Below are 13,627 nucleotides of genomic sequence, written 5' to 3' on the forward strand. Positions count from 1 at the left end.
CCTCTTCGGCTCATCGGCCGCCGGTCGCGGCGGCATGGCGGCGGGCCACCTCGGCCCAGTTCACCACGTTGTAGAAGGCCGCGATGTATTCCGGGCGGCGGTTCTGGTACTTCAGGTAGTAGGCGTGCTCCCACACGTCCAGGCCCAGGATCGGGGTCTTGCCCGAGCCGGTGCCGCGCATCAGCGGGCTGTCCTGGTTGCCGCTGCTTTCCACGGTCAGCTTGCCGTCGGCACCGACGACCAGCCAGGCCCAGCCGCTGCCGAAGCGCGTGAGCGCGGCCTTGGTGAAGGCGTCCTTGAAGGCGTCGAAGCCGCCCAGGTCGGCGTCGATGGCCTGCGCGAGCGCGCCCGAAGGCGCCCCGCCGCCACCCTCGCCCACCGGGGCCATGACGGTCCAGAACAGGCTGTGGTTGGCGTGGCCGCCGCCGTTGTTGCGTACGGGGGCGCGCAGCGCCTCGGGCAGTTCCTCGACACCGGCGATGAGGGCTTCGACCGGCGTGTCCGCATGCGGCGTGTCTTTCAACGCCGCATTCAGGTTGTTCACGTAGGTCTGGTGGTGCTTGCCGTGGTGGATCTCCATCGTCTGCGCGTCGATGTGGGGTTCGAGCGCGTCGAAGGCATAGGGCAAGGCTGGCAGGGTGTACGGCACGGTTCGGAAGCTCCTTGTTGGAAAAGAGCCCTTTGCGTGGTGCTTGTGCTGCGTACTCAGGCGTTCAAATGATAGTAATTCTCATTGTCTGCGTCAAGATATCGACGTCATAGATGCCGCCAATCGGCCAGCACGCCATCGCCGAAGCGCCGATACACTGCCCCGCGACCGGCTCGCACGGACGGCGCCAAGACCGTCCTGCCGGTTCCATCCTTCCACCACCGACGGAGACAACACGCATGATCTTCTTGAAGCGCCGCGCCCTGGTGCGCACGGCCCTGCTCGGCCTGAGCCTCGCCCTGCCGCTGCTCGCCACCGCCCAGTCGCTGCCCACCGCCCGGCCCGAGTCGGTGGGCCTCTCCAGCGAACGCCTGCAGAAGCTCACCGACGTGCTCAAGGCCGACGTGGCGGCCGGCAAGATCCCCGGCGCGGTGCTGCTGGTCGCGCGCCAGGGCAAGGTCGCATGGTTCGAACCCGTCGGCAAGCTCGACGCCACCGCCGGCACGCCGATGCCGCGCGACGGCATCTTCCGCATCTACTCGATGAGCAAGCCCATCACCACGGTCGCCGCGATGATGCTGGTGGAAGACGGCCGCATGAAGCTGGACGACCCGGTCGCGATGTACCTGCCCGAGTACGCCCGCATGACGGTCGGCATCGAGAAGCCCGGCGCCGACGGCAAGCCGGTGCTCGAGACCGTGCCCGCGCGCCGCCCGATCACCGTGCAGGACCTCATGCGCCACACCTCGGGCCTGACCTACGGCTTCTTCGGCCCAGGGCTGGTGAAACAGGCCTACAACACCGCCAACCTCGCGGAAGGCGATCCGACCAGCGCCGAGTTCTCGCAGCGCCTGGCCAAGCTGCCGCTGGCCTACCAGCCCGGCACGACCTGGGACTACAGCTACTCGACCGACATCCTGGGCCGCGTGGTCGAGGTGGTGTCGAGCCAGTCGCTGTACCAGTTCGAAAAGGCGCGCCTGTTCGACCCGCTGGGCATGAAGGACACCACGTACTACGTGCCCGAACCGGCGCGCCAGCCGCGCATCGCCGAGCCGCTGCCGAGCGACCGCAGCTTCGGCGTGGGCGCCGACCTGAACGACCCGCGCATCGTGCGCAAGTTCGAATCGGGCGGCGGCGGGCTGGTGTCGACCGCGTCCGACTACGCGCGCTTCCTGCAGATGCTGCTCAACGGCGGCACGCTCGACGGCACGCGCTATCTCGGCCCGCGCACGCTGGCGCTGATGACGACCGACCATTCGAACGCCGGCGCCGGCATCGTGCCCGGCCCGCTGTACCTGCCGGGCCCCGGCTACGGCTTCGGCCTGGGCTTCGCGGTGCGCCGCAACGACGGCGAGGCGCCCTACCCGTCCGGCGGCGGCGAGTACAACTGGGGCGGCGCGGGCGGCACCTACATGTGGGTCGATCCGAAGAACGAGCTGTTCGTCGTGCTGATGCTGCAGTCGCCCAAGTACCGCACCCACTACCGAAGCCTTGCGCGCAACATGGTCTATGCGGCAGTGCTGAAGTAGCCCGCATGGCGCGCGGTCGCGGGCCATGGCGCAAAATCGGCATCGCCCCATGAAGAAAAGCAGCAGCACTGTCATTCCGATCGCTCAGGCCGGCCACGCCGTCGTGGCCGCGCCGGACATCGCCGTGCCCGCCACCGGCCTGCTGGCCGATCGGCTGGGCCGCCCGCTGACCGACCTGCGCATCAGCGTGACCGACCGCTGCAACTTCCGTTGCAGCTACTGCATGCCCAAGGACGTGTTCGACAAGGACTACCAGTACCTGCCGCACAGCGCCCTGCTGAGCTTCGAGGAAATCACGCGCCTGGCGCGCCTGTTCGCCTCGCACGGCGTGCACAAGATCCGCCTGACCGGCGGCGAGCCGCTGCTGCGCAAGCACATCGAGGGGCTCATCGCCCAGCTGGCCGAGCTGCGCACGCCCGACGGCGACCCGCTCGAGCTCACGCTCACCACCAACGGCTCGCTGCTGAAACGCAAGGCCGCCGCACTGAAGGCCGCCGGCCTGCAGCGCGTGACCGTGAGCCTGGACAGCCTGGACGACGCCGTGTTCCGCCACATGAACGACGTCGACTTTCCGGTGGCCGACGTGCTGGCCGGCATCGACGCCGCCCTGGCCGCGGGCCTGGGCCCGATCAAGGTCAACATGGTGGTCAAGCGCGGCACCAACGAGCAAGAGATCTTGCCGATGGCGCGCTACTTCCGCGAGCACCACGGCGGCAAGGTCGTGCTGCGTTTCATCGAGTACATGGACGTGGGCGCCACCAACGGCTGGCGCATGGACGAGGTGCTGCCCTCGGCCGAGGTCATCGCCCGCATCGCGGCCGAGTTTCCGCTCGTGCCGCTCGAAGCCACCACGCCCGGCGAGACCGCGCAGCGCTGGGCCTATGCCGACGGCGGCGGCGAGATCGGCGTGATCAGCAGCGTGACCCAGGCCTTCTGCCACGACTGCAGCCGCGCGCGCCTGTCGACCGAGGGCAAGCTGTACCTGTGCCTGTTCGCAAGCCAGGGCCACGACCTGCGACCGATGCTGCGCGACGGCGCGAGCGACGAGGCCATCACCTCCGCCATCGGCCACATCTGGCAGGGCCGCGCCGACCGCTATTCCGAGCTGCGCGCCCTGCGCGGCCCCGACGACAGCGCCCCCGACGCGGCAGCGCCCCGGCGCGTCGAGATGAGCTACATCGGCGGATGAGGCCGCCAGCCATGGGTACCGCACCGGCCATCGCAGCGGCCGACATCACGGGCCTCGTGCTCGCCGGCGGGCGCGGCACCCGCATGGGCGGGGTCGACAAGGGCCTGCAACTGCTCCAGGGCGAAGTGCTCGCCGCGCACGCCGTGCGGCGCCTGCGCCCGCAGGTCGGCCGCGTGCTGGTCAATGCCAACCGGAATTTCGCGGCCTACGAAGCGCTGGGCGTGCCCGTGTTCGCCGACAGCGTGCCCGACCACCCCGGCCCGCTGGCCGGCATGCTGAGCGGGCTCGAACACTGCCCCACGCCCTGGCTGCTCACCGTGCCCTGCGACACGCCGCGCTTTCCGCCCGACCTGGCAGCGCGGCTGGCCGAAGCCCTGGCCGCCGAAGGCGCCCACGCGCGCATCGCCATGGCCGCCGCGCCTGAAACCGAGGCCGACGGCCGCACGGTGCTGCGTCGCCAGCCGGTGTTCTGCCTGCTGCACATCGAGTTGCGCGACAGCCTGCGCCGCTTTGTCGAGGAAGGCGGCCGCAAGGTCGGCGCCTGGACCGCGCAGCACAACGCCCTGACCGTTCCCTTCGACCGCCCCGGCGACGCGCCCTACGCCTTCTTCAACGCGAACACGCTGGCCGACCTGCAGACGCTCGAACAGCCATGAGCCGCATCGCCGCCATTGCCGCCGACCTCGCGGACTACGACGCGGGCGACCTCGACGTCGACACCGTCGCCGCCTTTCTCGCGCGCCTCGTCGCGCCGCTGGCCGTGGCCGACACCGAAGAGGTCGCGCTGCGCGACGCGCTCGGCCGCGTGCTGGCCGACGACCTCGTTTCGCCGGTGAGCGTGCCGCCGCACGACAACTCGGCCATGGACGGCTACGCCTTCGACGGCGCGCTGCTGCCGGCCGATGCGCCCATCGACCATTCGCTCACGCTGCGCGTGGCGGGCACGGCGCTGGCCGGCTCGACCTGGCGCGGCGCGCTCGGGCCGAACGACGCGGTGCGCATCATGACCGGCGCGATGATGCCGGCCGGCCTGGACACCGTGATCCCGCAGGAGTTCTGCAAGGTCGACGGCGACCAGGTCTGCTTTCCGGCGCGCGTGCTGGGCCGCGGCGACAACCGCCGCCTCGCCGGCGAAGACCTGATGCAGGGCCAGGCGGCGCTGCGGCGCGGCGAGCGCCTGTCGCCGGCCGCGCTCGGCATGGTCGCCAGCCTCGGCCTGGCGCGCGTGACCGTGCGGCGGCGGCTGCGCGTGGCGTACTTCTCGACCGGCGACGAAATCCTCTGCCTGGGCGACACGCCGCGCGAAGGCGCCGTGTACGACAGCAACCGCTACACCCTGTTCGGCCTGCTCACGCGGCTGGGCTGCGAGGTGGTCGACCTCGGCCTGGTGCACGACGATCCCGCCACGCTCGCGGCCGCGCTGCAGCGCGCGGCGCGCGAGGCCGACGCCATCGTCACCAGCGGCGGCGTGAGCGCGGGCGCGGCCGACCACACACGCGACGTGATGCAGCAACTGGGCGACATGGCCTTCTGGCGGGTCGCGATGCGGCCCGGGCGGCCGCTGGCGGTGGGGCTGATTCCGCGTCCGCGCGAGGCCACGGCCACGTCGGCCGTGCTGTTCGGCCTGCCGGGCAATCCGGTGGCGGCGATGGTCGCCTTCCTGGCCTTCGTGCGCCCGGCGCTGCTGCGGCTGATGGGCTGCCACGACGAAGCCTGCGCCCCGCCGCCGCTGCTGCGCGCGCGCAGCGCGGGGCCCATCCGCAAGAAGCCGGGGCGCACCGAGTACCAGCGCGGCGTCGTGCGCCAGGTGCCGGGGTCATTGCCCGAGGTGCGGGTGGCGGCGCACCAGGGGTCGGGCGTGCTGAGTTCGATGCTCGAGGCCAACGGGCTCGTGGTGCTGCCTCACGAGCAGGGCCATGTCGACGCCGGGCAAGAGGTCGACGTGATGGTCTTCGAAGGGCTGATCTAGCCCCTGGCCCTGCCGCTGAGGGTCAGATCCGGCCCAAGGCCTTGTCCACGCCCTTGTTGGCCAGCATGTCGGCCCGCTCGTTGCCCGGATCGCCCGAGTGCCCCTTGACCCAGCGCCACTCGATCTGGTGGCCGCCCTCGGACACCAGCTTGTCGAGCTTCTGCCAGAGCTCGACGTTCTTCACGGGCTGCTTGGTCGAGGTAAGCCAGCCCTTGGCTTTCCAGCCGCGAATCCACTCGGTGATGCCCATGCGCACGTACTGGCTGTCGAGGTACAGCAGCACCTTGCAGGGCCGCTTGAGCGCGGCCAGGCCCTCGATCACCGCCGTGAGTTCCATGCGGTTGTTGGTGGTGTTGAGTTCACCGCCGAACAGTTCCTTCTCGGTGGGGCCCGACTTGAGCCACGCGCCCCAGCCGCCCGGTCCCGGGTTGCCCTTGCACGCGCCATCGGTGTAGATCACGACTTCGTTCAAACTGACTGTTCCTTTTTTCTCTAGCGTCATGCGGGCGATGCCGCCCGCGTCCATGGATTCGTTCGTTCACTGCTTGCTGCGGTGCACCTTGCCCGCGATGGGCACCGGCGCCGTCGCCCGCGCGCCGCTGCGGCGCCAGTCGGCGCTCAGCAGGCGCATGCCGCGCACGCGCTTCACCGCCACCAGGAAGTAGGCGGCGCCGAAGATCGGCCACCAGCGCTCGCCGGCGGCGTCCATCCAGCGCGAGCGCTCCAGCCAGGCGTCGCTGCGCACCGCCGGCCGGTAGATGCCGAAACGGCCCGACTCCACCTCGAAGCTCAGCAGGCGCAGCCAGTCGCGCATGCGCCAGTAGCCGATGAACTCGCCGGCCTCGGGCAGGAAGGTCTCGCCCAGGCCCAGCCGGCGGTACAGGTGCCCGCGGCGCTGCCGCAGGCCCCACAGGCTGGTCGGGTTCAGGCCGCAGATCACCACCCGGCCCTCGGGCACCAGCACCCGCTCGACCTCGCGCAGCGTGGCGTGCGGATCGGGACTGAGTTCCAAGGCGTGCGGCAGCACCACCAGATCGAGGCTGTTGGCCGCGAACGGCAAGGCGGCGAAATCGGTCACCAGCGTCGCCTTGCCGGCCCGCACCGGGTCGGTCAGGGCCAGCCAGCGGTGCGGCATGCGGTTGGCGCGCAGCCCGTCGACCTCGGCGGCCCCGAGCTGCAAGGCGTGGTAACCGAAAACATCGGCCACCGCCTCGTCGAACTGGGCCTGCTCCCAGGCCAGGAGGTAGCGGCCGGGGGGGGTCGCGAACCAATCCTGCAAACCTATAATTTGACCGCTCATGACCCTTGTTCCGCTGCCCGCTTTTGCTGACAACTACATCTGGATGCTGCACGACGGGCACCACGCCATCGTGGTGGACCCGGGCGATGCCCAACCGGTGTTCGATGCGTTGGCGCACCACAAGCTGCAGCTGGCCGCGATTCTAGTCACGCACCACCACCCCGATCACACGGGCGGCGTGGCCGCGCTGCATGCGGCCACGGGCGCGAAGGTGTGGGGCCCGGCGCGCGAGCGCATCCCCGAGCCCTTCACGCCGCTGGTGCAGGGCGACGTCGCACAGGCCCTGGGCCTGCGCTTCGAGGTCATCGACGTGCCGGGCCACACGGCCGGGCACATCGCCTACTTCCTGCCGGCCTCGGCCGCGCAGGCCCCCGTGCTGTTCTGCGGCGACACCCTTTTCTCCGGCGGCTGCGGCCGCCTGTTCGAAGGCACGCCCGCGCAGATGCTCGCCTCGCTCGACGCCCTGGCCGCGCTGCCCGGCGACACGCGCGTGTGCTGTGCGCACGAATACACACTTGCTAACCTGAAGTTCGCCCGCGCCGTGGAACCCGGCAACGACGAACTCACTCACTACAACGCGCGTTGCGAAAGCCTGCGCGCACAAGGGCAGCCCACGCTGCCGTCACAACTGGCGATCGAACGCCGGATCAACCCCTTTCTTCGCAGCCGCGAAGCCACTGTCCTTCGAGCAGTGCGGGCCCATGCCGAGCTTTCCGCGGATGCCGCCGAAGCCGAGGTGTTCGCCGCCCTGCGCCAATGGAAAAACGACTTTCGATGAAATTTATCGTTGCCACCTGCCTTGCAGGCTCCCTGGTACTCGCGGGCTGCGCGGGCACGGACAACAGCGCTTCTTCCTCCACCTCCGCCAAGGCCGGCGCCTCCGCTGGCGGCACGGGCGCCCGCCCCTCGGGCAGCGCCACGCCGATCTATCCGCGCGACAGCAACCTCAGCCCGCTCACCAGCGGCCAGGCCCGTTCGCAGAGCGTGGTCACGCTGGCGCCGCCCGCCGACATGTGGGACCGCATCCGCCGCGGCTTCAAGATGCCCAACCTGGAAAGCGACCTGGTGCGTGACCGCGAGCAGTGGTACGCCAGCCGGCCCGACTACATCCAGCGCATGACCGAGCGCTCGAACAAGTACATCTTCCACATCGTCGAGGAGCTCGAGCGCCGCAACATGCCGACCGAGCTGGCGCTGCTGCCGTACATCGAGAGCGCCTTCAACCCGCAGGCCGTGTCCAGCGCGCGCGCCGCCGGCATGTGGCAGTTCATGCCCGCCACCGGCACCGACTTCGACCTGAAGCAGAACATCTTCCGCGACGACCGCCGCGACGTAGTGGCCTCCACCCGCGCCGCGCTCGACTACCTGCAAAAGCTCTACGGCATGTTCGGCGACTGGCAGCTTGCACTGGCCGCCTACAACTGGGGCGAAGGCAGCGTGGGACGTGCCATCGCCAAGAACCAGCGCCTGGGCCTGCCCACCACCTACAGCGACCTGTCGATGCCGGCCGAGACCCGGCTCTACGTGCCTAAGCTGCAGGCCGTGAAGAACATCGTGGCCAACCCGCAGGCCTTCAACGCCGAGCTGCCGCTGATCGCCAACCACCCCTACTTCCAGACCGTGCCGCTCACACGCGACCTCGACGTGGAACTGGCGGCCAAGCTGGCCGACGTGCGCATCGAAGACTTCCGCGCGCTCAACCCCGCCGCCCACAAGCCCGTGCTGATCGCGGCCGGCACCTCCGAGATCCTGCTGCCCTGGGACAACGCGGCGGTCTTCAAGCGCAACTTCGACGCCTACACGCAGGGCCAGTACGCCAGCTGGACCGCCTGGGTCGTGCCCACCACCATGACGGTGGCCGACGCCGCCCAGCGCTCGGGCATGAGCGAGTCGGACCTGCGCGCGCTCAACAACGTGCCGCCGCGCATGCTCATCAAGGCCGGCTCCACGCTGATCGTGCCGCGCGGCGCGCGCGTGAAGGAAGACGTGGCGGCGGTCGTGGCCGACGGCGGCCACCTGAGCTTCCAGCCCGAGATCATCACGCGCCGCACCACCGTCAAGGCCGGCCGCTCGGACAACGTGGCGAGCATCGCGCGCCGCTACAACCTCAAGCCCGCGGCCGTGGCCGACTGGAACGACGTCAATCAGAACCACGCCTTCAAGCGCGGCTACAGCGTGGTCGTGTACCTGCCGGTGCGCGCCACGCCCGCGGCGCGCGTCGGCTCGGGCGCGGCGCCCGCGCGCGGCCGGGGCGCGGCGGTGGTCACATCCAAGCGCGGTGGCGCGCCGGTGAAAGCCGCCGCACGCGGCAGCAGCAGCGCCAAGCAGGCGGTGGTGCGCCAGCCGCGCGGCGGCACGCCGTCCAAGCGCAAGCGCTGATCCCTGCCCTGCCGGCGGGCGGTGCCGGGCCCGGACCAAAAAAGCGACATCAGGAGGACAGGCCATGGCAGTCGAAGGAAGCGCGGGCGATCTCATCAAGGTCGTCACGCTGTTGGGGGCCGCCGTCGTGGCCGTGCCGCTGTTCAAGCGGCTCGGGCTGGGCTCCGTGCTCGGCTACCTGGCGGCGGGCCTGGCCATCGGGCCCTTCGGCTTCGGCCTCTTCACCGACCCGCAGACCATCCTTCACACGGCCGAACTCGGCGTCGTGATGTTCCTCTTCGTGATCGGGCTCGAGATGCGCCCGTCGCATCTGTGGAGCATGCGGCGCGACATCTTCGGCCTGGGCAGCCTGCAGGTGGTGGTGTGCGGCATCCTGCTGACCGGCGTGGGCATGGCCTTCGGCTTCCCGCTCGCCGTCTCGTTCGTGTGCGCGATGGGCTTCGTGCTCACCTCCACGGCCATCGTGATGCAGCTGCTTGGCGAGCGTGGCGACATCGCTGCGCCGCGCGGCCAGAAGATCGTCGCCGTGCTGCTCTTCGAAGACCTGCTGATCGTGCCGCTGCTGGCCATCGTCGCCTTTATCGCACCGGTGGATGCGGCGCAGCAGGCCATTGCACCTTCGCGCTGGATCGGCATCGGCATTGCCGTGGGTGCGCTCGCGGCGCTGGTGGCGGCGGGCATCTGGCTGCTCAACCCGCTGTTCCGCGTGCTCGCCAACTCCAAGGCGCGCGAGGTGATGACGGCCGCGGCACTGCTCGTGGTGCTGGGCGCGGCGCTGCTGATGCAGGTCGGCGGCCTGTCGATGGCCATGGGCGCCTTCCTGGCCGGCGTGCTGCTGTCCGAATCGACCTTCCGCCACCAACTCGAAGCCGACATCGAACCCTTCCGCGGGCTGCTGCTGGGCCTGTTCTTCATCGGCGTGGGCATGTCGCTCGACCTCGCGGTGGTGGCGCAGAACTGGCAGCTCATCGTCGCGGGCGTGATCTCGATGATGGTGGTCAAGGCGCTGTGCATCTACGGCGTGGCGCGGCTTGCCAAGAGCTCGCCTGCCGACGCGCTCGACCGTGCGGTGCTGATGGCGCAGGGCGGCGAGTTCGCCTTCGTGCTGTTCTCGTCGGCGCTCGCCGCCAAGGTCATCAGCCCGACGGTCAACGCCAACATGACGGCGGTGGTGGTGCTGTCGATGGCGCTCACGCCGCTGGTGGTGCTGGTGCATCGCCGCTTCGCGCCCACCGCGCAGGCCTCGATGGAGGGCGTGGAGAAAGCCGAGGAACTGGCCGGCAACGTGCTCGTCATCGGCTTCGGCCGCTTCGGGCAGATCGCGATCCAGGGCGCGCTGGCGCGCGGTGCATCCATCTCCATCATCGACAACGACACGCAGGTGATCCGCGACGCCGCCGACTTCGGCTTCAAGGTGTACTACGGCGACGGCGCACGCGCCGACGTGCTGCATGCGGCGGGCGCGCACAACGCCCGCGCGATCATGGTGTGCATCGACAACCGCGCCGTGGCCACGCGCATCGCCGAACACGTGAAGGCCGAGTTCCCGCATGCGCACCTGATGGTGCGCGCCTTCGACCGCGAGCATGCGGTGGAACTGGTCAAGCTCGACGTCGACTACCAGATCCGCGAGACCTTCGAATCGGCGATGGCCTTCGGCCGGCAAGGCGTGGTCGCGCTGGGCGCCACGCCCGAGGAAGCCGACGAGGTGATCGACGACCTGCGCCGCCGCGACAAGGAACGGCTGGTGCTCGAGATGTCCGGCGGCCTCTTCGCGGGACGCGCGCTGGTACAGGTCAACACCGAGACGCGCCAGACCCACTGAAGGCACTGAGCGCGCTGAACGCGCGGCTCAGAGCTTCTCTGTCTCCCCACTGCGCGGCTGCCACTTCATGAGCCGCTTCTCGATCAGGCCCACGAGCCCGTCGAGCGCCAGCGCGAAAGCCGTGAGCACCACGATGCCCGCGAACACCGTGTTCACGTCGAAGGTGCCCTCGGCCTGCAGGATCAGGTAGCCCACGCCGCGCGCCGAGCCCAGGTACTCCCCCACCACCGCGCCGACGAAGGCCAGGCCCACGGAGGTGTGCAGGCTGGAGAACACCCAGCTCGTGGCGCTGGGCAGGTACACCGTGCGCAGCAGCTGCCGCTGGTTGGCGCCCAGCATCTTCGCGTTGGCCAGCACCACCGGGCTCACTTCGCGCACGCCCTGGTAGACGTTGAAGAACACGATGAAGAACACCAGCGTGACGGCCAGCGCCACCTTGCTCCAGATGCCCAGGCCGAACCACAGCGCGAAGATCGGCGCGAGGATCACGCGCGGCATCGAGTTGGCGGCCTTGATGTACGGATCGAGGATCAGGCTCGCCGTGGGCGCCAGCGCCAGCCACAGGCCGCAACCCAGCCCGAGCGCCGTGCCGATGCCGAAGGCCAGCACCGTTTCGAGCAGCGTCGTGCCCAGGTGGCGGTAGATGTCGGCGTTGCCCTTCAGGCCTTCGGGAAACAGCAGGTTCGGCGGCACCTCGAAGGGCAGGAACCAGCTCCAGATGCGCCCCGCCACCACGATCGGCTGGCCGAGGAAGAACGCGATCTGGTCGTTGCGCGAAGCAACGTGCCACAGCACAAGAATCAGGGCCAGCAGCGCGAGCTGCCAGAAGCGCGCATGGCGTGCATCGAGGCGCGGCATCATGCGGCCTTCCTCAGTTGCTGCGCGTAGCCCTTGAGCACCTCGTCGCGCAGCACCTCCCAGATCTGGCGGTGCAGCTCCACGAAGCGCGGCTGCGTGCGCACCTCGGCCACGTCGCGCGGACGCGGCAGGTCGATCACGAACTCGCCGATCGGCCGCGTCGCCGGGCCGGCCGACAGCACCACCACGCGGTCGCTCATCGCAATGGCCTCGTCAAGGTCGTGCGTGATGAAGAGCACGGCCTTCTTCTTCGCGCTCCAGAGTTCGAGCACTTCGTTTTCCATCAGCTGCCGCGTCTGCACGTCGAGCGCGCTGAAGGGCTCGTCCATGAGGATGATGTCGGGGTCGAGCACCAGCGTCTGCGCCAGCGCCACGCGCTTGCGCATGCCGCCCGAGAGCTGGTGGGGATAGCGGTCGCCGAAGCCCGTGAGGCCCACGCGCGAAAGCCAGGCCTCGGCCTGCGCGTGCGCCTCGGCGTCGGGCACGCCGCGGTACTGCAGCCCCACCTTCACGTTGTCGATGGCGCTGCGCCACGGCATCAGCGCCTCGGTCTGGAACATGTAGCCGGCGCGCTTATTGACGCCCGTGAGCGGCTGGCCGAACACCTTCACCCCGCCCGACGACGGCTCGAGCAAGCCCGCGCCCACGTTCAGCAGCGTCGACTTGCCGCAGCCCGTGGGCCCGACCACCGAGACGAACTCGCCCGCGCCGATGCGCAGCGTGGTGTCGTCCACCGCCGTGTAGCGCTGGCCCGGGTCGTCCTTCGAAAGGAAGGTGCAGCGGATGGAAAGGAGTTCGAGGGCGTAGTCGGACATGGCGCTCCGGAAGAAAAAACCCGGCCGAAGCCGGGTTGCTGAACGTTCGCAATCAGGCTTTGAACCTGTCTTTCGCACGCTTTGCAAAATCGTTGGTGTAGGTCCTGGCGAGGTCGATCTTGTCGGCCTTGACCGAGGTGTCGAAGCTCGCGATGGCATTGAGCGCCGTCTTCGGCCCTTCGGCCGGCACGAGGCCGTCGGTGGCGATGGACTCGCGCACCTTGTCGAACGACGCGAGGTACAGCGCGCGGTCGCCCAGCAGGTAGGTCTCGGGCACCGTCTTGATGATGTCGCCCGGCCCCGCCGTCTGCAGCCACTTGAGGCCGCGCACGATCGCGTTGGCCAGCGCCTGGCAGGTGTTGGGATGCTTCTGGATGAAGTCGATCGGCGCGTACAGGCAGGCCGCGGGCATCGGCCCGCCGAACACCTGCTCGGTGCCCTTGAGCGTGCGCGTGTCGCTGATGATCTTCACGTCGCCCTTCTGCTCCAGCATCGTCATCACCGGGTCGGTGTTGCTGATGGCGTCGATCTGGCCCGAGCGCAGCGCGGTGAGCGCACCGGCCGCCACGCCCACGCCGATGAAGCTCACGTCGCTGGCCTTGAGGCCGCCGCGCGAGAGCACGAGGTTGGCCACCATGTTGGTCGAGGAGCCCGGCGCCGAGACGCCGATCTTCTTGCCGCGCAAGTCCTGGATGCCGGTGTAGCCCGCCATGTTCTTCGTCGACACGCCCACCGCGATCTGCGGTGCGCGGCCCTGCAGCACGAAGGCCTGGAAGAACTGGTTCTTGGCCTGCAGGTTGATCGTGTGTTCGTAGGCGCCCGAGCAGACATCGGCCGAGCCACCCACCACCGCTTGCAATGCGCGTGCGCCGCCGGCGAAGTCGGAGATTTCCACTTCGAGCCCTTCGGTCTTGAAGTAGCCGAGCTGCTCGGAGATGGTGAGCGGCAGGTAGTAGAACGCCGCCTTGCCGCCCACCGCGATCGAGACCTTGGTTTTTTCCAGCTTGGCCTGCTGCGCAAAGACCCGCGGCAATGCAATCGCTGCGGCAGCGACTGCGGAGGCGGAGATGAGGGTTCTGCGATGAAGCATGGCGCGGTCCTGCGGGCTCTGTGA

The 13,627-nt window shown here is 69.5% G+C and carries 13 protein-coding genes; 7 read left to right on the forward strand and 6 right to left on the reverse strand.

From position 1 onward, the window contains the following. Positions 1-10: 10 nt before the first annotated feature. On the reverse strand, positions 11-649 hold the full coding sequence (locus AC1RAA_RS06415) for a superoxide dismutase (protein WP_492727219.1): 639 nt from the start codon (positions 647-649) through the stop codon (positions 11-13). 239 nt (positions 650-888) lie between these two features. Between AC1RAA_RS06415 and AC1RAA_RS06420 the strand changes: the two genes are divergently transcribed. Genes AC1RAA_RS06420 through moeA form a run of 4 tightly spaced genes read left to right on the forward strand, consistent with a single transcriptional unit; the run spans position 889 to position 5,336 of the window. After that, complete coding sequence (locus tag AC1RAA_RS06420; RefSeq protein ID WP_492727221.1) at positions 889-2,178, forward strand: serine hydrolase domain-containing protein; 1,290 nt, start codon at positions 889-891, stop codon at positions 2,176-2,178. 49 nt (positions 2,179-2,227) lie between these two features. Next, positions 2,228-3,367: a GTP 3',8-cyclase MoaA gene (gene moaA, locus AC1RAA_RS06425; protein ID WP_492727223.1), complete on the forward strand. Its 1,140-nt coding sequence runs from the start codon at positions 2,228-2,230 to the stop codon at positions 3,365-3,367. An 11-nt stretch (positions 3,368-3,378) separates the two neighbouring features. Beyond that, entirely contained in the window at positions 3,379-4,023 is a 645-nt protein-coding gene (mobA, locus tag AC1RAA_RS06430) for a molybdenum cofactor guanylyltransferase MobA (RefSeq protein WP_492727225.1), read from the forward strand. Beyond that, positions 4,020-5,336 carry a molybdopterin molybdotransferase MoeA gene (gene moeA, locus AC1RAA_RS06435; protein ID WP_369629081.1) on the forward strand — a complete coding sequence of 439 codons (1,317 nt, stop codon included), beginning with the start codon at positions 4,020-4,022 and terminating at the stop codon, positions 5,334-5,336. Before mobA ends, moeA begins: the two co-directional genes overlap by 4 nt. Before the next feature lie 22 nt (positions 5,337-5,358). Here the strand turns inward: moeA and rnhA are convergent, their stop codons facing one another. Together rnhA and AC1RAA_RS06445 are read right to left on the reverse strand one after the other, a co-directional pair. Next, on the reverse strand, positions 5,359-5,808 hold the full coding sequence (rnhA, locus tag AC1RAA_RS06440) for a ribonuclease HI (protein WP_095745544.1): 450 nt from the start codon (positions 5,806-5,808) through the stop codon (positions 5,359-5,361). A 66-nt stretch (positions 5,809-5,874) separates the two neighbouring features. After that, positions 5,875-6,636, reverse strand: a complete 762-nt coding sequence (locus tag AC1RAA_RS06445; RefSeq protein WP_223301333.1) for a class I SAM-dependent methyltransferase — start codon at positions 6,634-6,636, stop codon at positions 5,875-5,877. Here AC1RAA_RS06445 and gloB point away from each other — a divergent pair. The 3 genes from gloB to AC1RAA_RS06460 all read left to right on the forward strand — a co-directional run bounded on the left by gloB (position 6,635) and on the right by AC1RAA_RS06460 (position 10,840). Beyond that, entirely contained in the window at positions 6,635-7,414 is a 780-nt protein-coding gene (gloB, locus tag AC1RAA_RS06450; RefSeq protein ID WP_492727227.1) for a hydroxyacylglutathione hydrolase, read from the forward strand. The genes AC1RAA_RS06445 and gloB overlap by 2 nt on opposite strands. Then, positions 7,411-9,015 (forward strand): transglycosylase SLT domain-containing protein, encoded by a 1,605-nt coding sequence (locus tag AC1RAA_RS06455; protein ID WP_095950226.1) that lies wholly within the window; start codon positions 7,411-7,413, stop codon positions 9,013-9,015. Before gloB ends, AC1RAA_RS06455 begins: the two co-directional genes overlap by 4 nt. A gap of 64 nt (positions 9,016-9,079) precedes the next feature. After that, complete coding sequence (locus AC1RAA_RS06460) at positions 9,080-10,840, forward strand: monovalent cation:proton antiporter-2 (CPA2) family protein (RefSeq protein WP_062473110.1); 1,761 nt, start codon at positions 9,080-9,082, stop codon at positions 10,838-10,840. A gap of 27 nt (positions 10,841-10,867) precedes the next feature. Here the strand turns inward: AC1RAA_RS06460 and AC1RAA_RS06465 are convergent, their stop codons facing one another. Genes AC1RAA_RS06465 through AC1RAA_RS06475 form a run of 3 tightly spaced genes read right to left on the reverse strand, consistent with a single transcriptional unit; the run spans position 10,868 to position 13,603 of the window. Next, a complete protein-coding gene (locus AC1RAA_RS06465) occupies positions 10,868-11,701 on the reverse strand; it encodes an ABC transporter permease (RefSeq protein WP_119552041.1) in 834 nt (277 codons plus the stop codon). Then, a complete protein-coding gene (locus tag AC1RAA_RS06470; protein ID WP_307586782.1) occupies positions 11,698-12,513 on the reverse strand; it encodes an ABC transporter ATP-binding protein in 816 nt (271 codons plus the stop codon). The genes AC1RAA_RS06465 and AC1RAA_RS06470 overlap by 4 nt, the downstream gene beginning before the upstream one ends. A gap of 52 nt (positions 12,514-12,565) precedes the next feature. Next, a complete protein-coding gene (locus AC1RAA_RS06475) occupies positions 12,566-13,603 on the reverse strand; it encodes an ABC transporter substrate-binding protein (RefSeq protein ID WP_492727230.1) in 1,038 nt (345 codons plus the stop codon). Positions 13,604-13,627: the final 24 nt, after the last annotated feature.

This window comes from Variovorax sp. GW823-FHT04F07, assembly GCF_058795995.1.